A 20,906-nucleotide genomic window follows, 5' to 3' on the forward strand; every position below is an offset into this window, starting at 1 on the left:
ACTATTTTTTCTCGTTTTCAGCAAACAGAAAAAAATTCTGAAAGTGGTGGTTTTGGTATTGGGCTATCTTTAGTACATGAATTAGTAACTAAAATGAATGGAATTGTTAGCGTAAAGAGCGAGGTAGGTATTGGTAGTATTTTTACCGTTCGCATTCCTTTAGAGATAAAGCACCAAACGCTATATGTACATGCAGCACCCCAAGAGTACCAATGTTTGCATGATGCAAGAGGACAACGCCAGTTAACCGTTAAAAATAATTTACCCAAAGCATTAATTATAGATGATAATCTCGAAATGATTTCTTATTACAAAGATATGCTTTCATCTAAATTAAATTGCACATTTGCATTTAATGGTTTAATGGGTTTAGAAACAGCTAAAAAGCAACAGTTCGATATTGTAATTTCTGATTATAAAATGCCTCAAATGGGGGGTATTGAATTTAAAACAGCACTCAATACATTAGAAAACTATCAAGATATTCCGTTTATAATGATCACGGCATCACCTCTAAACATTGATAAAAAGAAAGAACTAACCATTGGTATAAACGATTATATTACAAAACCTTTTAGCAATGAAGAAATTTTTGCACGGATTCATAATTTACTGGAAAGGACCATTTATAAAAATAAGATAGAAAATATAGAAGAAGAAGATGTTGTAAATTTTAGTAATGCTTATACCGCATTAATAGAAAAAATTAATGGGATTATCGTTTTAAACTTTAGCAATGAAAAGTTTAATGTTAAATTATTAGCGAAAGAATGTGGCTTTTCGCCACAGCATTTAACACTTGTCTTAAAAAATAAAACAGGCTTAACGCCAGCTAAACTTATTTTAGAAATTCGTTTGTTAAAAGCGTACGAGTATATTTTAAAGCATACATATCAAACCTTAAACGAAGTTATTTATGCGGTGGGCTTAAGCAGTAGAGCTTATTTTAACAAAGTATTTTTAAAAAGATTTGGAATTAAACCAAATGATCTTGTAAAAAAAGTTAAGTAAAAACTTACATACATTTTTTTGTTTTATCACTATAAATCATTGGTGTATGCTAAAGAGACAAGACGCCTTGTTTTTAAAACTCATCTGCAAGCTAACAGAGAAACAAAAATTGATTATACCTAGCTTAAAATCAGAAAAAAAGGATAATTTTTTATTTTAAAATCATTCTTATCCGATAAAAGAGGTAAGATTGCTCCGTTTTTAGAACCAACCTGCCTGCCGAAAACCAAGACTTGACGATAACTACCTGACACACACACACACACACACACACACACACACACACACACACATACATACATAGCTTAAAACAAAAATATCTACTGTATCTTCATGAAATTATTTTCAAAAAAGCAAGCTGTTGTTTAAAAAACTCTCAAGATCCTTTATATAATCAAGGTTTATCAAACTAAAAATATTTTTAATCCGACACTAATGTTTTAAAATAAACAACCACAGGGAAGCGCTTAAGAGGTTCCAAAAAAGTATATCCTTTTAATAATAACAAGCAAATTACACCGATATTAAACCAAAAATCAGCACAAATACTAAAACAAGCTTAAGGACCAGAAGGTCTAATAAATGAAGAACTATGTTTAACTCACAATTTTTGAATTCATAGTTCGTTCATAAGTGTCTACTAAAAATATTTTAGCACCAAATACCTATATAAAAAACAAACTATTACACATAAATTTTTAGGTGTAGATTTGAATTAGATTTTTTAATTATGAATAAAATTGATCTATTAACTGTTCTTTTTGAAATTTAACCGTTACTCAAATACAGTTGGTTGAGAGAGCGTATTTATCTGTTTGCAGATGGTTGTGTCTTTTCGCAAAGCGGTTTTAAGTCTTTTTAATGGCTATTGGTCGGTTTCGCTATTTTTAAAAATTGAGCCTCATTAATTAAAAGGGCAGTGCAATTGATTGATGTAACCCCCGTTGTCATTAATCTTTGCGAAGATCTGCCCTTTTGTTTGTAATACACTGATGCAAAAATATTGTATTTACAAGGCTTACTCCTGTCTAAAACGAATATAAACGTACTTTTATTTATTAAAAACAACTTAAAAATCATTTTTTTGTACTCAATTAATAAAATAACTGTTTGAATATAAAAAAGCGTTCAAATTGTTTTTAAGTGGTTTAGGTTAAAAAAAAAAATGGAAATGTATTTTTTTATGCGAACAAACAAACGCCATATTATTGTTTTTTCTATAAGAAGCTCTCATAAAGCAGTAAACAATTAGCGAAAAATGGAAAGTTTAAATACAAAGCGTTAAGCTTTCTAAAGAATAACAAATCGTTTGGGTATATTCTTTTATAGAACCCATTCCGCGAGCGCTCGTTTTTAACGAGTGCCGACAACGTGCATCTAAAATATTTACAGTACTCGTAAAAAGTGATTCATAGCGTAGCATTACTTCATGTGCGCATAAACAAATTCAGTACTATTTGTCTTACTGCTAGGAACTCTCACGAAGAATTTAATCATAAGAGAAAAGTGGGAGGCTTAAATACAAGTATGTAAGACTCTTGCGGAATGACCAATTTTCAAAATTGAGTTTTACTACTTAAAAAGGCCTCACAGAAACTGAAACAAGTTCAATTTAAGTGAGGCTTTTTACTTAAAGATTTTAACTTTATAAACTATGAAGCTTCTAAAACTTCTTTTACTTTATCAGCAGCTTCTTGAAATTCTGTTGCAGAAATAATTTCCATTCCAGAATTATCAATTAATTCTTTTGCTTCTTTTGCGTTTGTACCTTGTAATCTGCAAATAATTGGCACATTAATTTTGTCGCCCATGCTTTTATAAGCATCTACGACTCCTTGTGCAACTCTGTCACAACGAACGATTCCGCCAAAAATATTTACTAAAATTGCCTTTACAGCTGGGTCTTTTAAAATAATTCCGAATGCAGTTTCAACTCTTTGAGCATCTGCAGTGCCACCAACATCTAAAAAGTTAGCAGGTTCTCCTCCAGATTCTTTAATTAAATCCATCGTTCCCATTGCCAAACCAGCTCCGTTAACCATACAACCAACGTTTCCTTCTAAATCTACATAGTTTAAACCAGCAGCTTTTGCTTCTACCTCAATAGGATTCTCTTCACGTAAATCGCGCATTTCTGCGTAATCTTTATGTCTAAATAATGCATTTTCATCTAAAGAAACTTTAGCATCAACTGCCATTATTTTAGAATCAGATGTTTTTAAGACTGGATTGATTTCAAACATAGAAGAATCTGAACCAATATATGCTTTGTATAAATTGGTCACAAACTTGGTCATTTCTTTAAAAGCAACTCCAGATAATCCTAAATTAAAAGCAACTTTACGCGCTTGAAAAGGCATAATGCCTAATAAAGGATCTATTTCTTCAGTAAAAATTAAATGTGGCGTTTCTTCTGCAACCGTTTCTATATCCATACCGCCTTCTGTAGAATACATAATCATGTTTCTACCCGTTGCTCTGTTTAATAAAACCGACATATAATATTCTTCTGGTTCAGAATCTCCAGGATAATATACATCTTCACAGATTAAAACCTGATTTACCAACTTTCCTTCTGCAGAAGTTTGTGGTGTAATTAGCATCATTCCTAAAATATCATCAGAAATACTTTTAACTTGGTCTAAATTTTTAGCCAACTTAACGCCGCCACCTTTACCACGACCACCAGCGTGAACTTGTGCTTTTATAACGTGCCAACCAGTTCCGGTATCTTCAGTAAGTTTTTTTGCCGCGGCTACTGCCTCTTCTGGAGTGCTCGCTACAATTCCTCTTTGAATTCTAACTCCAAAACTATTTAAAATTTCTTTTCCTTGATATTCGTGTAAGTTCATGTGTATCGTTTTTAAACGGAAACAAAAATACAAATTCAAAGAAGAAGTTTATAAATTTATTTATAAAATTATTCTCAACACAAATTTTATAGTTCAATATCAGTTGTTATAGCTGAAAATATTAGGTTTCTTAAAATTATTGAACTTATTATACTGTATGAATAGTAGTTGTTTTATGATTTAATTAACAGTTAATGTCTACAATACTTAAAATTTAATGCTATTATTACTTTCATAAAATCATAAAGAATGATTTATTATTTTTTAGGTTTCCTTAATTTGTATCCTATTTTTTTTGACATCAAACATAAAAAAATCATTAGAGTTCGATTATTTTTTTTTTAGTTTTATAAATCCTGATAAATTAATAAACTCCTCATTTTTTTTCAAGAACACCTTGCTTTCTTAAAAATAATTTTATGAAGATAGAAGAGACAATTTTATTTCAAGTTATGTTTGTTTGTCTGATTGTAAAATTGTTAAGATCAAGTCTTGGTTCCCTTCCTTGCAGGCAGATTGGTTCTAAAAGCGGAACAATCTTGAGTCTTTTATCGAACAAGAATGATAAAACATGTTATACGAATCTTTGTGAGTTGTTCGTTGCTGCGATAAGGCACTATTTAGTATCATAAAATTAAAAAAGCAGAAAACTTAAGTTTATTTCTCTTGATGAATTTTATCAAATAGCAAACATTATTTAAGATTTAAGCAATTTACAAACACAAAACACTTATAAATCCTTCCTTAAATTTAATAAATACAGCGATGACTCTTAAAGTATATCTGTTTTTTTATACTTTCGTATCTCGATATAAAAACTATGATTATAACTAAAAATATCCATAAATATTATGGTGATGTAGAAGTTTTAAAAGGTCTTGACTTGCATATTAAAAAAGGCGAAATTGTTGCTATTGTTGGTCCTTCTGGCGCAGGAAAAACAACGTTGTTGCAAATTTTAGGCACTTTAGACAAGCCGATGAAAGAAGAAAATTTTGAAATTTCTATCAACGATATTTCTTTAAAAAATCTTTCTGATAAGCAACTTTCAGAGTTTAGAAACAATCATATTGGTTTTATTTTTCAGTTTCATCAATTATTACCAGAGTTTACAGCTTTAGAAAATGTTTGCATTCCTGCTTTTATCGGAAAAAAATCAAAAAAAGAAGCAGAGAAAAAAGCAAAAGAATTATTAGCGTTTTTAGGATTATCTCATAGAATACATCATAAACCGAGCGAACTTTCTGGCGGAGAGCAACAAAGAGTTGCCGTTGCAAGAGCTTTAATTAACAATCCGGCAGTTATTTTAGCAGATGAACCTAGTGGGAATTTAGACAGTGAATCTGCAAAAAATTTACACGAACTCTTTTTTCAACTTCGAGATCAATTTGGGCAAACCTTTATTTTAGTGACGCATAATGAAATATTGGCAAATATGGCAGACAGAAAATTAACCATGAAAGACGGCAAAATTATTTAATAATTCATGAAGAAATTAGCACTGCTTTTAATTATTACGGTATTCTTACACTCTTGTGCTTCTATCTTAAATGGAAAAAAAACTTTAGTTAAAATTTCTACGGATAATAAAAGTACCATTATTTTTAAAAATGATACCTTATTAACTAGCGAGAAACAGGTAATTATACAGCCTAAACGTTCAAAAAAACCTTTAAAAATTACCATATTAAAAGATAGTTTAAGAGAAGATTTTTATTTTAATCGAAAAATATCAGCTGTATTTGGACTTAATATTATGGGGGTTTATGGTCTTGGGTTTCTTGTAGATTTGACAAATAACAAACGTTTTACCTACCAACGTAATTTGCATTTTATCACAGATACGCTCTCAAAAAAAATAGTTATTAGCAATAAAAAAGTAACTCTTTTACCTAAAAATAAATTTTTTATATACACATCTCCTTTGCATGCTTTTGATGTTTTTTCTATTCCTATGGCTACCTTAGGGTCTGAATATTTTATTCAAAATAATATAAGTTTAAGCGCCGAATACGGCATTAACTTGCCAAATAACCAAACTAGAAACAATACTATTTCCTATTTAAACGAGCAGGCGATTACTTATAAATTCGAAACAAAGTTTTACAATCTCATAAACTTCACAAACAATGTGTTTTTAAACGAGTATATATCACTAGAGTTTCGAGAAATAAAAAATCAATACAACGATAAAATCAATTATTTTGATGACGAAAACCAAAGTGACTTTATAACGGATGATTTTGCGACTAAAAAAAGAGTAACAATTGTGAATCTAAAATATGGACTGCTAATTCCGATAGGAAAAAGATTTTATTTAGATGTGTATTCTGGGTTTGGAATAAGAATTAAAAAATTTAAACACATAAATTTAGAATATGATAAGATGATTCATCAGATTGATTTTTCAGATGACTTCACTTTTTTTGATTTGAGAAGTTTTAAAAATTATAATCAAAAATCCTTTTTAAACTATTCATTAGGTTTTAAATTTGGTCTTAAATTATAACAAATGAAAAAAACATTTCTTGAACTCCTCAAATACCTAAAAAATCCTGTTTTAGAAGAAGATACAAATACAGATTTTACCTATCGAAGTAAGAAATTTGGTGCGCTATTAATCATCTGCCTATTGACAGGAGTCGTAATTTCTCCTCTTTTTTCAATTATCGAAGCATTGGGCTTGGTCAATATGGAAGATCATGCTATTGAAGATATGATGAAGCGTTTTTCTACCACTGAAATTTTTCTATTTGCTGTGGTATTAGCACCGCTTTTAGAAGAGCTATTTTTTAGAGCGCCCTTAACGTTATTTAAAGATCCTAAAATTTTTAAATGGGCATTTTACACCTTTGCCATTATTTTTGGAATGATTCATATCTCTAATTTTGGTATAACACTGAATGTAATTTTGTTGGCGCCAATTTTAGTAGCTCCTCAAATTATATTAGGCGGTTATTTAGGCTTTATAAGAGTTCGTTTTGGTTTGCTATGGAGCATTGCTTTGCATGCCTTTTATAACGGAGTTTTAATGGCACTTACGCTAGCTCCAGAATTATTTTAAAATGAAGAAAGCTGAACTCAAAGAATTTTTAGACGAAAAAGTAATTTTATACAACAACCCTAAATTTATAGAATCTGATCCTATTCAAATTCCGCATTTATTTTCTAAAAAAGAAGATATCGAAATCGCAGCTTTTTTAACAGCCACTATTTCTTGGGGAAACAGAACCATGATTATTAAAAATTCTTATAAAATGATGGAATTGCTAGACAATTCTCCGCACGATTTTATTTTAAATCACCAAGCGCAAGATTTAAAATCTTTTGATAGTTTTGTACACAGAACTTTTAATTCAATTGATTTTCAGCAATTCATTAAATCACTGAAACATATTTACCTACATCATAACGGATTAGAAAATGCTTTAGCAATTACAGACAAGTCTAAAACCTATCAAACAGCGATTCATCAATTTAAACAAATATTTTTTGAAGTTGAGCATCAACAAAGAACACAAAAACATGTTTCTGATCCTTTAAAAAATTCTGCGGCAAAACGAATTAATATGTTTTTACGTTGGATGGTAAGAAACGACAAAGCTGGCGTAGACTTTGGTGTTTGGCAAACCCATAGCGCAGCTAATTTATCGTGCCCTTTAGATGTGCATTCTGGTAACGTGGCAAGAAAGTTAAAATTATTATTACGAAAACAAAACGATTGGAAGGCACTAACAGAATTAGATAAAAGCTTGCGGAAATTAGATAAAAACGATCCCGTAAAATATGATTTTGCTCTTTTTGGGTTGGGAGTTTTTGAAAACTTTTAATTAGAAATGAACAACTGGCCTTAAATTGTTTTATTTATGATAAATTAGTACTTCCAAATATTTATGTAATGAAAAACACTATTTTTTTTATAATTCTTTTTGTAAGCGTTTCTTTTATAGCCCAAGATCATAGAATTCCGCTAGATACAACAGTTGTTACTACTAATTCTGTAGTTATTAAAGGAAAGACAATAGAATACAAAGCAACTATAGGAATGCAGCCTGTTTGGAACAGCAACGGAAAAATTGTTGCTACGTTAAATTATACGTATTACAAAAGAACAAATACGAAAGAAACAACTAAAAGACCGCTCATTATGTCTTTTAACGGAGGACCAGGATCGGCATCTGTTTGGATGCATATTGCTTATACAGGTCCGAAAATATTAAAGATTGATGAGGAAGGAAACCCCGTTCAACCTTATGGCATTCAAGACAACCCTTATTCTGTTTTAGATGTTGCAGATATTGTTTTTATAAACCCAGTAAATACCGGCTATTCGCGTCCTGTTTTAGAAAAAAGCGAAAAACTTGATGAAAAATATTTCTTCGGTGTAAATGCGGATGCAAAATATTTAGCCGATTGGTTAACCACATTTATGACGAGAAATAATCGTTGGTTATCGCCAAAATATATTATTGGCGAAAGTTATGGCGGAACGCGTGTAATGCAATTAGCAAACGAACTACAAAGCAGACAATGGATGTATTTAAATGGCGTAATTATGGTTTCACCGGCAGATTATAAGATTATTAGATCTGGCGCATCAGAGGATATTGCTATGAACCTACCCTATTTTACGGCCACAGCTTGGTATCATAAAATGTTACCTGCAGATTTACAACAACAAGATTTAGAAGAAATTTTACCAGAAGCAGAGCTTTTTTCTTACAACGAATTGTTGCCTGCAATTGCAAAAGGAGGAAATATTTCTGATGAAGAAAGAAATAATGTTGCTAAAAAAATGGCTCGATACACCGGCATTAAAAAAAGCGTTTTATTGCAACAAAATTTAGAAATGAAACCAAGTTTTTTCTGGAAAGAACTTTTAAGAGATACCAGCGGAAAAACAATTGGTCGTTTAGATAGTAGATACCTAGGAATTGATAGAGAAGAAATTGGCACAAGCCCTGATTATAGTCCAGAATTAACATCTTGGTTGCATTCTTTTACGCCAGCAATAAATTATTACACACAAAATATTTTAAACTTTAAAACCGATGTAAAATACAATATGTTTGGGCCCGTTGGTAATTGGGATTTCGAGAATGAAAATGCGCGTGAAAACCTACGTAAAGCAATGGCTCAAAACCCTTACCTTCAAGTTTTGGTGCAATCTGGTTACTACGACGGCGCAACTACTTATTCGGTTGCAAAATACACTATGGGGAAAATTGATCCTAGTGGAAAAATGAAAAACAGAATGACTTTTAAAGGTTATAGAAGCGGACACATGATGTACTTACGTAAAGAAGATTTAGAGAAATCTAACGAAGATTTACGTGTTTTTATCAAAAAGAGTTCAGAAAATATTGGTCCTGCTAAATACTAATTTTACTATTGAATGCAATTTAAAAACCCTGAAGTTTTATACTTTTTAGCGCTACTTATTATCCCGATACTAGTGCATCTTTTTCAGTTACAAAAATTTGTAAAAATGCCATTTACAAATGTTGCTTTTTTACAAAAATTAGCGCAACAGACACGTAAAAGTTCGCGCATAAAAAAATGGCTAATTTTGGCGACGAGAATGTTGCTATTTTCAGCGATAATTTTCGCGTTTTCTCAACCTTATTTTAGCGATAACAAAATAGCAATGAACCACCATACTTTTGTGTATTTAGATACTTCTTTAAGCACAGATACCGATGGAGAAAAAGGAAATTTGTTACAAATAGCTGCACAAGAAATTATCGAGAATGCCTCTGAAAAAGATAACTATTCATTACAAACCAATACAGATTTCGATGAAGACATTACTTTTAATGAACTTAAGAAAAAGTTATTAAACGTTAAGAACACTTCGAAAAAACTAGCTATTGAAACTGTTTTACTTAAATTAAACACTGTAAAAAAAATCAAAACAAACACTTTATATAAAAGTATATTAATATCTGATTTTCAGTATACTTACAGCAATGAGTTTACAAATGTAACACCTGCTTTTTTGGGTGTACAACTAAAAGCTAGTATAAAAAATAACATTTCTATAGATAGTGTTTTTACAAACAATGCAAGCACAACAAATTTAACAATAAACGTTCTGATAAAAAATCAAGGAGTTGCTAAAAAAAATATACCCATAGCCATTTTTAATGATGACAATTTATTAAGTAAGCAATCTTTTTCTATTGATGAGAATACAAAGAAACTTGTTTCCTTTACAGTTCAGAATCAGACAAAATTATTAGGTAAAATATCGCTTACTTTTAGCGATACTTTTTCTTTTGATAATACGTTTTATTTTAGCTTAAATTCAACCAAAAAAGCAAACGTTTTAAGCATCGGAAAAGAGGCGAATTTTTTATCAAGAATTTACACAAAAGAAGCGTTTAATTTTTTACAAAATCCACTGCAAAATGTGAATTATAATGCCATTCCGAAACAACAAATTATCATCTTAAACGAACTAGAAAAAATACCTGAAAGTCTTTCTAAAAGTTTGTTAGATTTTTCTAAAAAAGGAGGTTCTCTCGTTATTATTCCCAATTCAGAATTAGAAACTAAATCTTATAATTTATTTTTAAATAAAATTGCGGATGCCAAAATTATCTCTAAAATTTCAGACACTTTAAAAATAACAAATATCAATTTTGAACATCCTTTATTTAAAAATGTTTTCTCTAAAAAAGTCACTAATTTTCAATATCCCACTGTAAAGAGCCACTACCCCATTCTAGCCAAAAACAACAGTACTATTATTTCTTTAGAAAACAATGCGGCATTTATAAGTCAAATTAAAGCCTCTAATAGCGCTGTATATTGGATAGCTAGTTCGTTGTCAAAAGAACAGAGCAACTTCTTAAATTCGCCTTTAATAGTGCCTGTTTTTTATAATTTTGGCAAATTAAGCTTTCAGCATGCCAAATTGTACTATTATTTAGATGCTATAAATGCAATTGATGTAGAAACCGATATAGAAAAAGATGAAATTTTATCGATTGTAAATCCCAATTTCTCTTTTATACCCCCGCAGCAAACGTTTCAAAATAAAGTAAGGATTACAACAAAAGAGCGGCCTACAGAAGCTGGTTTTTATCACATCATCAGAAAAAAAGACACGCTACAAACCATCGCGTTTAATAATCCTAAAGAAGAAAGCTCTCTTACTTTTTTAGATGTAAACACCTTAAAAGAAGCAACAAATTTTTCTTCTTCTATTAAAGATTTTTTTACCGATTTAAACGAAAAAAATGAAGTTCAATGGCTTTGGAAATGGTTTTTAACCTTGGCAATTGTATCTTTGCTTTTAGAAATTTTGATTTTAAAATTCTATAAACCATGAGTACGCTTCTTAAAAATGCAACCATTATAGATGCAACAAGTCCTTTTCATCATCAAAAAAAAGATATTTTAATTCGTCATGGAAAGTTTGAGAAAATTGAAGATTCAATTCCTGAAAAATCAACATATACCGTTATCACTTTAGATAATTTACATGTTTCTTGTGGATGGTTTGATACAAGTGTTTCTTTAGGCGAGCCAGGATTTGAGGAAAGAGAAACCATAGAAAATGGCTTAAAAGTTGCCGCAAAAAGTGGTTTTACTGCAATTGCCGTAAATGCGAACACAGAACCAGTGATTGATTCAAAAGCTGATGTTGCTTTTTTAATCAATCAGGCCACAAATAGTGCTACCAAATTATATCCTATTGCAGCATTAACCCGAAAAAGTGAAGGGGTTGATATGGCGGAATTGTATGACATGCAACAAGCTGGCGCCATTGCTTTTGGAGATTACAACAAACCTATCGAGAATGACAACTTAATGAAAGTTGCGCTTTTATACGCTCAAAACTTTAATGGTTTGGTTTTAAGCTTCCCTAAAAACAATGCAATTTCTAGTGAAGGCATTGCAAATGAAGGGATTAATAGCACAAGATTAGGGCTTAAAGGAATTCCTGCTTTGGCAGAACACCTTCAAATTGCAAGAGATCTATTTTTACTAGAATATACCGGTGGTAAATTGCACATTCCTACAATTTCTTCTGCAAAATCTGTAGATTTAATTAAGGAAGCAAAGAAAAAAGGTTTGCAAGTTACTTGCAGTGTTGCTGCACACCATTTGGTTTTAACAGATGACGAATTACACGGTTTTAATAGTAACTTTAAAACAAATCCGCCTTTAAGAACTAAAGAAGACATCAAGGCATTACAAAAAGGTGTTAAATTGGGAGTAATTGATGTAATTACATCAGACCACAACCCCATAGATCTTGAGCATAAAAAAGTAGAATTTAGTGAAGCAAAAGATGGTGTTATTGGTTTAGAAAGTTTTTTTGGCGTTGTAAACTCCGTTTTAAATTTAGACGATTTTATAGACTGTTTAACGGTGCATCCAAAGGCTATTTTCGGAATTAAAAATCACGGAATTGCAGCAGAGAATATAGCAGATATCACCTTATTTAATCCAACAGAAGAAATTATTTTTACAAAGAAACATATTTTATCTACCTCTATAAACAGTCCTTTTATCAACAGAAAATTAAAAGGAACCGTTTATGGTATTTTTGCAAATAATCAATTATTCATACATTAAATATTATGATAAATACAACAGTAAAAGAAGGGAAAACGGCCGCAATTATAAGTCATTTTTGGGTTCTAGGATTAATTATTGCTTTTGTAATGAACAACAGCAAAAAGAATTATTTTACCAGTTTTTATATCAGACAAATGATTGGTTTAAATTTAATTCAATTTTTTAATAGTGCCATTATTTACAGATATATAGGAGCAAATGCAGCATGGATTATTGGCGCTATCGTGTTTGTTTTAATTATTCTATCTTTATTTAGTGCTATTAAAGGAGAAGAAAAAGAATTGCCCTACGTTGGTGAGTATTTTCAAAAATGGTTTAAAAATATATAAAAAAAAGAACATATTTAGAATGAATGATTTACAATATATCGTTAGAAAACCTTTAAAAGAAACCGCAAATCCGCCTTTATTAATTTTATTGCACGGATATGGTAGCAATGAGCAAGATTTATTTTCTTTTGCAGAAGAATTACCAAAAGAATTACTAATCATCAGTTTACAAGCACCTTTTGAATTGGGCTATAACGCTTATGCTTGGTATGCCATTAATTTTGATGATGTAAATGGTAAGTTTTCCGACTTAAAGCAAGCCAAAGAATCTATCGATAAAATTGCTTCTTTTATTGAGGAGTTAAAAGTAAAATTCAACACAAATGTTCATAAAACTTTTGTGCTAGGTTTTAGTCAAGGAGCTATTTTAAGTTATTCTTTAAGCTTCTTTTATCCTAATAAGATAAGTCATGTAATTGCTTTAAGTGGTTACATAAACAATCAATTAGTACCAACAGACATTTCTAAAGGTATAAAAACAGATTATTATTGCTCTCATGGGTCTGTAGACCAAGTTTTACCTGTTGACTGGGCTAGAAAGAGCAAACCTTTTTTAGATGATTTAGGTTTACAAAATGTCTATTCTGAATACAATGTTGGGCACGGAGTTGCACCTCAAAACTTTTACAGTTTTAAATCTTGGATTGAAGAACGTTTGTAAACTCTTTTTTTTTTACAATTAAGTGATCTTAATTGTAAAAAACAGCTCAATTGATTCGTAGTTATTATAATAATAAATTTACTATATAAATCAAAAAAAAATCCAACTTTTCAGTTGGATTTTTTTTGATTTAAAGAACGTAAAATCTTATTGATTTCCTAATATAAGTGGTAAACCATCTTTTCCAGAACCAATAACAACTACTTTACTATTTGGAGACTTCGCCAACTCTACAGTTGCGTCAATCCCTTTTTCTTGTAGAATTTTATCCGTTAAAGAAGCACTTAAAATTTGATTGGCAACTGCTTTACCTTCCGCATCAATTTTTTGTCTTTGCGCCTCTTTTTTCGCTTTCGTTAGTCTAAATTCATATTCTAAAGACTCTTGCTCTTGCTTTAATTTTGTCTCAATAGCAATTCTAATAGTGCTCGGTAATTTAACATCTTCTACTAAAACCCTTTTGACAGATAAAAACTGATCTTTTAAAACCAATTGTACTTCATCTAAAATTTCTTGCTCAATAACATCTCTTTTACTAGAATATAATTGCTCTGGTGTGTAACGACCAACAACACTTCTTGCTGCTGCATTAATGGCAGGATCTAACAATTCTCGCTCATAATCTTCACCTTTGGTTTTTACTAATAAACCCAAATTTTCAAACTCTGGTTCATACCAAATTGTACCATTTACTTTAACTTCTAATCCGTTAACAGAAAGTACATTCATTTCATCAGATACCGATTGCTGACGTACTTTTAATACAATCATTTTATTCCAAGGTGCTACAATTTGAAATCCTTCTCCGTACGTTTTATCTGTATTAATACCATCGCCTAAAGTTTCAAAAAGCACGCCTCCCTCACCTGGGCCAATTGTAACCGTAGATTTCGAAAAAAGAATAATTACTGCGACTGCAACAATAATAAGAAAAATTCCACCTTTTGGGAACTTGAACTCCATTTGATTATTTGCCATTATTTATATTTTTAATTTAAGTCAAATTTACGACTTATTAACATCAATTACTATTGATAGGAATCATATGTTTCTTAAATTTTTCCAAAATATTTTCTAATAAACCACTCTGACGTGAATAAAGCAGCAATCAAAAGTAAAATCCATTTCCAATCAATCAGATTTTTTTGTTTTGTTGATGATTTTTGAATCGTATAATAAGAGTCGTTTTCGAGTAGCTCTTTTATAAGATTATTGCTCTGATTTTTATAAAATAACGTTCCTCCTGTTTTATCTGCTAGCTTTTGTAATTTATTTCTATTTGCGCTTGTAAACTGTTCTTCAATATCGTAGTCAGTAATTTTAAAACGATCTGTTTTATTGATTTTCTGACCTAAAACAGACACCTTATAGGTATAATCTCCAGAAACAAGATTTTCTATTTCTGTTTGATAAGAATTATTTACTAGAGAAAAAGGAACCGTGAGCACTTCATTAGTCTCTGAATTTGTTAGGGTAATCTCTAAAGAAGCTCGGGCATCAAATTGATAATTCTTATCGGTATAAAATGCGGCAATATTAATCGTTGAATTAGCAGGATATAACGTTTCTGCATTTACTTCTAACCGATTTCTCTTTTTATTAGATGCTAAAAACTGAACCAAATTGCCAATAAATTTATCAAAATCCTCAAAAGAATTCGAATTTAAAAAACTAGCTGCTCTCCATTTCCAAATACCTTCTCCTAACAAAATAGCAGATTTTTGACTATTTACATCGAAAGTAGCCAACAAAGCTTGCTGTGTTTGAATGCCGTTTATACGCTGATATAATAAAATTTGATGTTCTTTAGAAAGACGAAACTCCCCAAATTTGTCTGTTAAAGGCGGATACTTATCAAAACCAATATCTTCTTGCAAAAAAGTTAAAAAAGAACCGTTGTAAAGTGCTCCATAATCTTCAGTTTGCTCAAGAACACTTTTATCAAAACCTAATGCTTTTTGATTGATAAAATTCCAATCTGTTTGCGCGCCAGAAACAAGTAGATAATTACTGTTGCTTTGTTTTAATTCCGAAATTATTTTATCAAATTTATTAGTTGGTTGATATAAAATAATCAATTGATAATCCTTTAAGTCCCCTTTAAATTCATCAACCATAAAAAAAGTAACAGAACGTTGTTTATTACTTTCAATAGCTTTTTTAAAGGCACCAATATCGGGGTGCAAAACAGTTGCTAAAAGCAATACTTTAGTTTGTTCATCGATAACTTCTACCGAGAAATTTTTTGTATTATTTTGTACGTTCTTTTCGTTTTCTATGGCTGATACAGAAGCAGTATAATATTGCAGACCTTCTTTGGTAGATGTTAAATTTGCAACAATCGTTATTGATGTTTCAGAAGATGAAAAAGCAATGTTTTTTCTAAAAACAGTTTTTCCGTTGTTAAAAATAGAAAATTGTGTCGTTACACTTTGATTCCCTGCGTAATTTAAAAGGACTTCTACAGGAAATTTATTTTTTATATAGCTATACCTGTTCACATTTAATTGCGATATTTTAACATCGATATAGCTGGCAGTATCGCCAATTACTATGGGATAAACAGCTTGCTTTGCCTTGATAAACTCATAATCTGAACCTATGGTTTGGTTGCCATCAGAGATTAAAATAATGGGTGCAATTTTATCTTTTTGTAGGTTTTCAATTCCATTAATTGCTTCATAAATATTGGTTTGACTCGCTACAAAAGAGAGACTATCAAAAGCTTGTAAAGAAGAACCAAAAGTAAATTTCTGAATTTCAAATTTATTTTTCAGCGCACTATTGGCATCAATTTCTTTGATAAAATTAGCTACATTTTTATCTTCCTTAAAAAAAGAGACGGATTTAGAATTATCAATTAAAACAGATAAAACAGGTTTTATATTCGTTATTTCTGTTTTCTCTATGGTTGGATTTATCAATAATAAAAGCAAAAAAAACAAGCTTGTTGTTTTTAAAATAAAAAGTAAAAGATGCACTTTAGGTTTGCTTTTTACCCTGTAATAATATTGAAAAAATGCTACTGCAAGACTTAACAGCATTGCTAAAACGAGATATAAAGTTGTTTCTATTTGCATTTATTTTTTTAAAAATAATGCACAAGAGACTTTAGTCTCTTGTGCTATTGAATTATGTTAGCATACCACCGTCTACAGAAAGTGTTTGCCCCGTAATATAAGCACTCATATCTGACGCTAAAAATACACATGCATTTGCAATGTCTTCTGGCTTTCCTCCTCTTTTTAACGGAATTGAATCTCGCCAACCTTGCACTACTTTTTCATCTAATTTGTCTGTCATTTCTGTTTCTATAAATCCAGGCGCAATTACATTGCTTCTTACATTTCTAGACCCCAACTCTAACGCAACTGATTTAGAAAACCCAATAATACCTGCTTTTGAAGCTGCATAATTTGTTTGACCAGCATTCCCTTTTAAACCAACAACAGAACTCATATTTATAATAGAACCTGCTCTTTGTTTCATCATTGGTCTAATTACCGCTTTTGTTAAATTAAAAACCGATTTTAAATTGACCTCAATTACTTTATCAAAATCGTCTTCAGAAATACGCATTAATAAATTATCCTTTGTAATTCCGGCATTGTTTACTAAAATATCAATAGTACCAAACTCTTCTAACACATCTTTAGCTAACTTTTGAGCTGCATCAAAATCTGCCGCGTTTGATTGATACCCTTTTGCAGCGACTCCAAAAGCTTTTAATTCTTCTTCTAAAGCATTTGCAGCTTCTACTGAAGAGCTGTAGGTAAAAGCAATATTTGCACCTTGTTTTGCAAACTCAACAGCTATTCCACGTCCTATTCCTCTTGTTGCTCCTGTAATTATTGCTAATTTATTTTGTAGTAATTTCATCCTATTTTTATTTAGTTGTTTTCGTCAAACTCAAACGAATCATTATCAAATATAAAAAAGAAATTCCCGAAGTATTGAAATTACTTCAATATTTCGGGAATTTCTATATGTTTTGTTCTTAAAAGTAGTTCTTACTTTAAGACACTTGCTACCATTTCTCCTATTTTTGCTGGAGAACTCACAACGTGAATACCATTAGCGGCTAAAATTTTCATTTTTGCTTGAGCCGTATCATCTGCTCCGCCAACAATTGCACCTGCATGCCCCATTGTTCTTCCTGCTGGTGCAGTTTGACCTGCAATAAAACCTACAACAGGTTTTCTATTTCCATCAGCTCTAATCCATTCTGCAGCTTCTGCTTCTAAATTTCCACCAATTTCACCAATCATCACAATTGCCTCTGTTTCTGGATCGTTCATTAACATTTCTACCGCTTCTTTTGTCGTTGTGCCTATAATTGGGTCACCACCAATACCAATGGCAGTTGTAATTCCGAATCCTTGTTTTACAACTTGATCTGCAGCTTCATACGTTAATGTTCCTGATTTAGAAACAATACCTACATTCCCTTTTTTAAAGATAAAACCTGGCATAATACCAACTTTTGCTTCTCCTGGTGTAATCACTCCAGGACAGTTAGGGCCTATTAATCTACATTCTTTATTTGCAATATATGCTTTTACCTTTACCATGTCGGCAGTAGGAATTCCTTCTGTAATACAAATAATTACTTTGATACCTGCATCTGCAGCCTCCATAATTGCATCGGCAGCAAAAGCTGGCGGCACAAAAATAATTGAAGTATCTGCACCTGCTTTCGCTACAGATTCTGCTACTGTATTAAAAACTGGTTTTCCTAAATGCTCTTGACCACCTTTTCCTGGAGTAACACCTCCAACAACGTTTGTTCCATAATCAATCATTTGACCGGCATGAAAAGTACCTTCACTACCCGTAAAACCTTGTACAATAACTTTTGAATTCTTATTTACTAACACACTCATGGTTTGTATTTTTTTATCCCATTGTCTTTTAGACATTTCCCGCAGGAAAATAAAATGGCGTTATAATTATATTGTTTTGCAAAAATAGTTCTTTGTTCGTTTTTAAAAAAAGAAAACTCTAAAATTATTTTGCCTTCTAAAATCGCTTTATAAGGTGGTTAAACTTCAATTTTACTTCTTTAAAGTCCCATCTTTAATTTGCATCAAAAAGCTTTTTTATTCTTTTTTTCTTTCTTTTAAGAAACGCTTTATTTCTGCCATTTCTTTTAGTTTTTCTCTAGATTCTGCGATGGGTGTTCCGAAATAACTTTTACCACCAGCAACTGATTTTGTAACCCCAGTTTGACCCAAAATTACGGCTCCTTTGCCAATTGTAATACCGCTATTGGTACCCACTTGTCCCCAAATAGTTACCTCATCTTCAATAATTACACAACCAGCAATTCCTGTTTGTGAGGCAATTAAGCACTTTTTGCCAATAACGGTATCGTGACCAACATGCACTTGATTGTCTATTTTTGTACCTTCTTTAATCGTGGTATCTCCGGTAACTCCTTTATCAATAGTACAAGAAGCACCGATATCTACATTATTCTCAATAACCACTCTTCCTCCTGAAAGAAGCTTATCAAACCCTGTTACTCTATTTTTATAATAAAAGGCATCGGCTCCTAAAACTGTATTTGCATGAATGGTAACATCATCACCTATAACCGCATGATCGTAAATTGTTACGTTAGGATGAATCACACAATTTTTACCAATTGTAACATGATTACCTACAAAAACATTGGGTTGTATAATGGTTCCTTCGCCAATAACAGCGCTTTCGGCAACACTTTCTTTGGATGCAATAAAAGGGTTAAAATATTTCGTGATTTTATTAAAATCACGAAAAGGGTCATCTGAAATTAATAATGCTTTACCCTCTGGGCATTCTACTTTTTTATTGATTAAAATAGTGGTTGCATTCGATTTTAACGCTTTCTCATAATATTTAGGATGATCTACAAAAACAATATCTCCCTTTTCTACCACATGAATTTCGTTAATTCCTAAAATTTCAAAATTTTCGTTACCAACATAGTCTACATTTAAAAGTGTAGCTATTTGTTTTAAAGTTTGGACTTTTTTGAATTTCATAACTAGCTGTTAGCAATGAGCTATTGGCTTTTAGCAAAAGGCTAATTGCTAAAAGCAAATTTCGATTACTCTTTAATACGTTCTTGATAGGTTCCTTTAGTAGTCTCTACCTTAATTTTATCACCTTCGTTAATGAACAAAGGCACATTTACAATTGCTCCGCTTTCTACGGTTGCAGGTTTTGTAGCGTTTGTTGCTGTATTGCCTTTTACGCCTGGTTCTGCATGTATTACTTCTAGAATTACACTGGCTGGCATATCAACAGAAAGCGGCATATTATCTTCAGAATTTATAATAATCGTAACAACTTCTCCTTCTTTCATTAAATCTGGAGAATCTAAAGCACTTGGTAGTAACCTAATTTGGGTATAATCTTGCTCATTCATAAAATGATAAAACTCCCCGTCATTGTACAAATACTGAAATTTATGGGTTTCTACTCGTACATCATCGATCTTTCTTCCGGCAGGAAATGTATTATCAATAACTTTACCGTTTGTAACACTTTTTAACTTTGTTCTTACAAAAGCTGGACCTTTACCAGGCTTTACGTGTAAAAACTCAATTACTTTGTATATATCATTATTGTAACTAATACACAATCCGTTTCTAATATCTGATGTTGTTGCCATTTCTAAATTTAATTTTTTAATTTGATTTGAAGTATCCTTTCATAATACCGCGATGAGAATCTTTTATAAACTGAATGATTTCATCTCGTTCGGGAGTTGCTTCCATTTCTGCTTCTATAATATCAATTGCTTGAGAATTGTTATAGTTTCTTTGAAAAAGGATTCTATAAATATCTTGAATTTCTCTAATTTTATCTGTTGTATATCCTCTTCTTCTTAATCCTACAGAATTAATACCAACATAAGATAATGGCTCTCTTGCCGCTTTTACATAAGGAGGAACATCTTTTCTTACCAAAGAACCGCCCGTTACAAAAGCATGCTTACCAACAGAAGCAAATTGATGCACCGCAACCATACCAGCTAAAACAACGTGATCGCCAATGGTTACATGACCTGCTAATGTAGTATTGTTTGAAAAAATACAGCTTTCACCAACCAAACAATCGTGTGCTATGTGGCAATACGCCATAATTAAACAATTATCGCCGATAACTGTTTTCATTCTATCTGAAGTTCCTCTATTTATGGTAACACATTCTCTAATGGTAACATTATCGCCAATTTCTACAGTTGTTTCTTCATCATCAAACTTTAAATCTTGAGGAATTGCAGAAATAACAGAACCTGGAAAAATTCTACAATTTTTACCAATTCTTGCCCCTTCCATAATGGTTACGTTAGAACCAATCCAAGTTCCAGAACCAATAATAACATTATTATGTATTGTGGTAAAAGGTTCTATTACAACATTTCTTGCAATTTTTGCTTGGGGATGTACATACGCTAAAGGCTGATTCATA

Annotated in this window: 18 protein-coding genes; 10 read left to right on the forward strand and 8 right to left on the reverse strand. The window is 31.3% G+C overall.

Annotation, left to right across the window (positions count from 1 at the left end):
* Positions 1-1,011: response regulator (locus ES044_RS14625; protein ID WP_147187336.1), on the forward strand; the 1,011-nt coding region annotated here is incomplete at its 5' end.
* A gap of 1,652 nt (positions 1,012-2,663) precedes the next feature.
* Here ES044_RS14625 and sucC read toward each other — a convergent pair.
* On the reverse strand, positions 2,664-3,863 hold the full coding sequence (gene sucC, locus ES044_RS14630) for an ADP-forming succinate--CoA ligase subunit beta (protein WP_147120034.1): 1,200 nt from the start codon (positions 3,861-3,863) through the stop codon (positions 2,664-2,666).
* An 820-nt stretch (positions 3,864-4,683) separates the two neighbouring features.
* Between sucC and ES044_RS14635 the strand changes: the two genes are divergently transcribed.
* From ES044_RS14635 to ES044_RS14675, 9 genes are all read left to right on the forward strand, one after another.
* Entirely contained in the window at positions 4,684-5,343 is a 660-nt protein-coding gene (locus ES044_RS14635) for an ABC transporter ATP-binding protein (RefSeq protein ID WP_147120035.1), read from the forward strand.
* Positions 5,344-5,349: 6 nt separating this feature from the next.
* Positions 5,350-6,372, forward strand: coding sequence for a hypothetical protein (locus ES044_RS14640; protein ID WP_147120036.1), 1,023 nt, complete (start codon positions 5,350-5,352; stop codon positions 6,370-6,372).
* A 3-nt stretch (positions 6,373-6,375) separates the two neighbouring features.
* Complete coding sequence (locus tag ES044_RS14645) at positions 6,376-6,927, forward strand: CPBP family intramembrane glutamic endopeptidase (RefSeq protein ID WP_147120037.1); 552 nt, start codon at positions 6,376-6,378, stop codon at positions 6,925-6,927.
* A gap of 1 nt (position 6,928) precedes the next feature.
* Positions 6,929-7,693: a TIGR02757 family protein gene (locus ES044_RS14650; RefSeq protein WP_147120038.1), complete on the forward strand. Its 765-nt coding sequence runs from the start codon at positions 6,929-6,931 to the stop codon at positions 7,691-7,693.
* Between the two features lie 68 nt (positions 7,694-7,761).
* Positions 7,762-9,246 carry a S10 family peptidase gene (locus tag ES044_RS14655; RefSeq protein WP_147120039.1) on the forward strand — a complete coding sequence of 495 codons (1,485 nt, stop codon included), beginning with the start codon at positions 7,762-7,764 and terminating at the stop codon, positions 9,244-9,246.
* Positions 9,247-9,258: 12 nt separating this feature from the next.
* Positions 9,259-11,199: a BatA domain-containing protein gene (locus tag ES044_RS14660; protein WP_147120040.1), complete on the forward strand. Its 1,941-nt coding sequence runs from the start codon at positions 9,259-9,261 to the stop codon at positions 11,197-11,199.
* Positions 11,196-12,452, forward strand: coding sequence for a dihydroorotase (locus ES044_RS14665; protein ID WP_147120041.1), 1,257 nt, complete (start codon positions 11,196-11,198; stop codon positions 12,450-12,452). Before ES044_RS14660 ends, ES044_RS14665 begins: the two co-directional genes overlap by 4 nt.
* A gap of 5 nt (positions 12,453-12,457) precedes the next feature.
* Positions 12,458-12,784 (forward strand): hypothetical protein, encoded by a 327-nt coding sequence (locus tag ES044_RS14670; protein ID WP_147120042.1) that lies wholly within the window; start codon positions 12,458-12,460, stop codon positions 12,782-12,784.
* Between the two features lie 19 nt (positions 12,785-12,803).
* Positions 12,804-13,445, forward strand: coding sequence for an alpha/beta hydrolase (locus ES044_RS14675; RefSeq protein ID WP_147120043.1), 642 nt, complete (start codon positions 12,804-12,806; stop codon positions 13,443-13,445).
* 147 nt (positions 13,446-13,592) lie between these two features.
* On the opposite strand, the gene ES044_RS14680 is transcribed toward ES044_RS14675, so the two are convergent.
* From ES044_RS14680 to lpxA, 7 genes are all read right to left on the reverse strand, one after another.
* Positions 13,593-14,423, reverse strand: coding sequence for a prohibitin family protein (locus tag ES044_RS14680; protein ID WP_147120044.1), 831 nt, complete (start codon positions 14,421-14,423; stop codon positions 13,593-13,595).
* Between the two features lie 74 nt (positions 14,424-14,497).
* The gene (locus ES044_RS14685) at positions 14,498-16,525 is read right to left on the reverse strand and encodes a VWA domain-containing protein (RefSeq protein WP_223269220.1); all 2,028 of its coding nucleotides are present in this window, start codon (positions 16,523-16,525) and stop codon (positions 14,498-14,500) included.
* A 52-nt stretch (positions 16,526-16,577) separates the two neighbouring features.
* On the reverse strand, positions 16,578-17,324 hold the full coding sequence (gene fabG / locus ES044_RS14690) for a 3-oxoacyl-[acyl-carrier-protein] reductase (protein WP_147120045.1): 747 nt from the start codon (positions 17,322-17,324) through the stop codon (positions 16,578-16,580).
* A gap of 131 nt (positions 17,325-17,455) precedes the next feature.
* Positions 17,456-18,328 carry a succinate--CoA ligase subunit alpha gene (sucD, locus tag ES044_RS14695; protein ID WP_147120046.1) on the reverse strand — a complete coding sequence of 291 codons (873 nt, stop codon included), beginning with the start codon at positions 18,326-18,328 and terminating at the stop codon, positions 17,456-17,458.
* Between the two features lie 216 nt (positions 18,329-18,544).
* The gene (locus tag ES044_RS14700) at positions 18,545-19,471 is read right to left on the reverse strand and encodes a UDP-3-O-(3-hydroxymyristoyl)glucosamine N-acyltransferase (RefSeq protein ID WP_147120047.1); all 927 of its coding nucleotides are present in this window, start codon (positions 19,469-19,471) and stop codon (positions 18,545-18,547) included.
* Positions 19,472-19,536: 65 nt separating this feature from the next.
* Positions 19,537-20,103, reverse strand: a complete 567-nt coding sequence (gene efp / locus ES044_RS14705; RefSeq protein ID WP_147120048.1) for an elongation factor P — start codon at positions 20,101-20,103, stop codon at positions 19,537-19,539.
* 16 nt (positions 20,104-20,119) lie between these two features.
* Complete coding sequence (gene lpxA / locus ES044_RS14710) at positions 20,120-20,905, reverse strand: acyl-ACP--UDP-N-acetylglucosamine O-acyltransferase (RefSeq protein WP_147120049.1); 786 nt, start codon at positions 20,903-20,905, stop codon at positions 20,120-20,122.
* Between the last annotated feature and the right edge of the window lies 1 nt (position 20,906).

The organism is Polaribacter sp. IC066, from assembly GCF_007997085.1.
Taxonomy (GTDB): Bacteria; Bacteroidota; Bacteroidia; order Flavobacteriales; family Flavobacteriaceae; genus Polaribacter.

What these genes read in the sequence shown, in the direction of transcription:
- ES044_RS14650 (WP_147120038.1), top strand. Translation starts at nt 6,929, where the DNA reads ATGAAGAAAGCTGAACTCAAAGAATTTTTAGACGAAAAAGTAATTTTA.
- ES044_RS14685 (WP_223269220.1), bottom strand. Translation starts at nt 16,525, where the DNA reads ATGCAAATAGAAACAACTTTATATCTCGTTTTAGCAATGCTGTTAAGT.
- sucC (WP_147120034.1), bottom strand. Translation starts at nt 3,863, where the DNA reads ATGAACTTACACGAATATCAAGGAAAAGAAATTTTAAATAGTTTTGGA.
- ES044_RS14675 (WP_147120043.1), top strand. Translation starts at nt 12,804, where the DNA reads ATGAATGATTTACAATATATCGTTAGAAAACCTTTAAAAGAAACCGCA.
- ES044_RS14640 (WP_147120036.1), top strand. Translation starts at nt 5,350, where the DNA reads ATGAAGAAATTAGCACTGCTTTTAATTATTACGGTATTCTTACACTCT.
- ES044_RS14670 (WP_147120042.1), top strand. Translation starts at nt 12,458, where the DNA reads ATGATAAATACAACAGTAAAAGAAGGGAAAACGGCCGCAATTATAAGT.
- ES044_RS14635 (WP_147120035.1), top strand. Translation starts at nt 4,684, where the DNA reads ATGATTATAACTAAAAATATCCATAAATATTATGGTGATGTAGAAGTT.
- ES044_RS14645 (WP_147120037.1), top strand. Translation starts at nt 6,376, where the DNA reads ATGAAAAAAACATTTCTTGAACTCCTCAAATACCTAAAAAATCCTGTT.
- sucD (WP_147120046.1), bottom strand. Translation starts at nt 18,328, where the DNA reads ATGAGTGTGTTAGTAAATAAGAATTCAAAAGTTATTGTACAAGGTTTT.
- ES044_RS14660 (WP_147120040.1), top strand. Translation starts at nt 9,259, where the DNA reads ATGCAATTTAAAAACCCTGAAGTTTTATACTTTTTAGCGCTACTTATT.
- fabG (WP_147120045.1), bottom strand. Translation starts at nt 17,324, where the DNA reads ATGAAATTACTACAAAATAAATTAGCAATAATTACAGGAGCAACAAGA.
- ES044_RS14700 (WP_147120047.1), bottom strand. Translation starts at nt 19,471, where the DNA reads ATGAAATTCAAAAAAGTCCAAACTTTAAAACAAATAGCTACACTTTTA.
- efp (WP_147120048.1), bottom strand. Translation starts at nt 20,103, where the DNA reads ATGGCAACAACATCAGATATTAGAAACGGATTGTGTATTAGTTACAAT.
- ES044_RS14665 (WP_147120041.1), top strand. Translation starts at nt 11,196, where the DNA reads ATGAGTACGCTTCTTAAAAATGCAACCATTATAGATGCAACAAGTCCT.
- ES044_RS14680 (WP_147120044.1), bottom strand. Translation starts at nt 14,423, where the DNA reads ATGGCAAATAATCAAATGGAGTTCAAGTTCCCAAAAGGTGGAATTTTT.
- ES044_RS14655 (WP_147120039.1), top strand. Translation starts at nt 7,762, where the DNA reads ATGAAAAACACTATTTTTTTTATAATTCTTTTTGTAAGCGTTTCTTTT.
- lpxA (WP_147120049.1), bottom strand. Translation starts at nt 20,905, where the DNA reads ATGAATCAGCCTTTAGCGTATGTACATCCCCAAGCAAAAATTGCAAGA.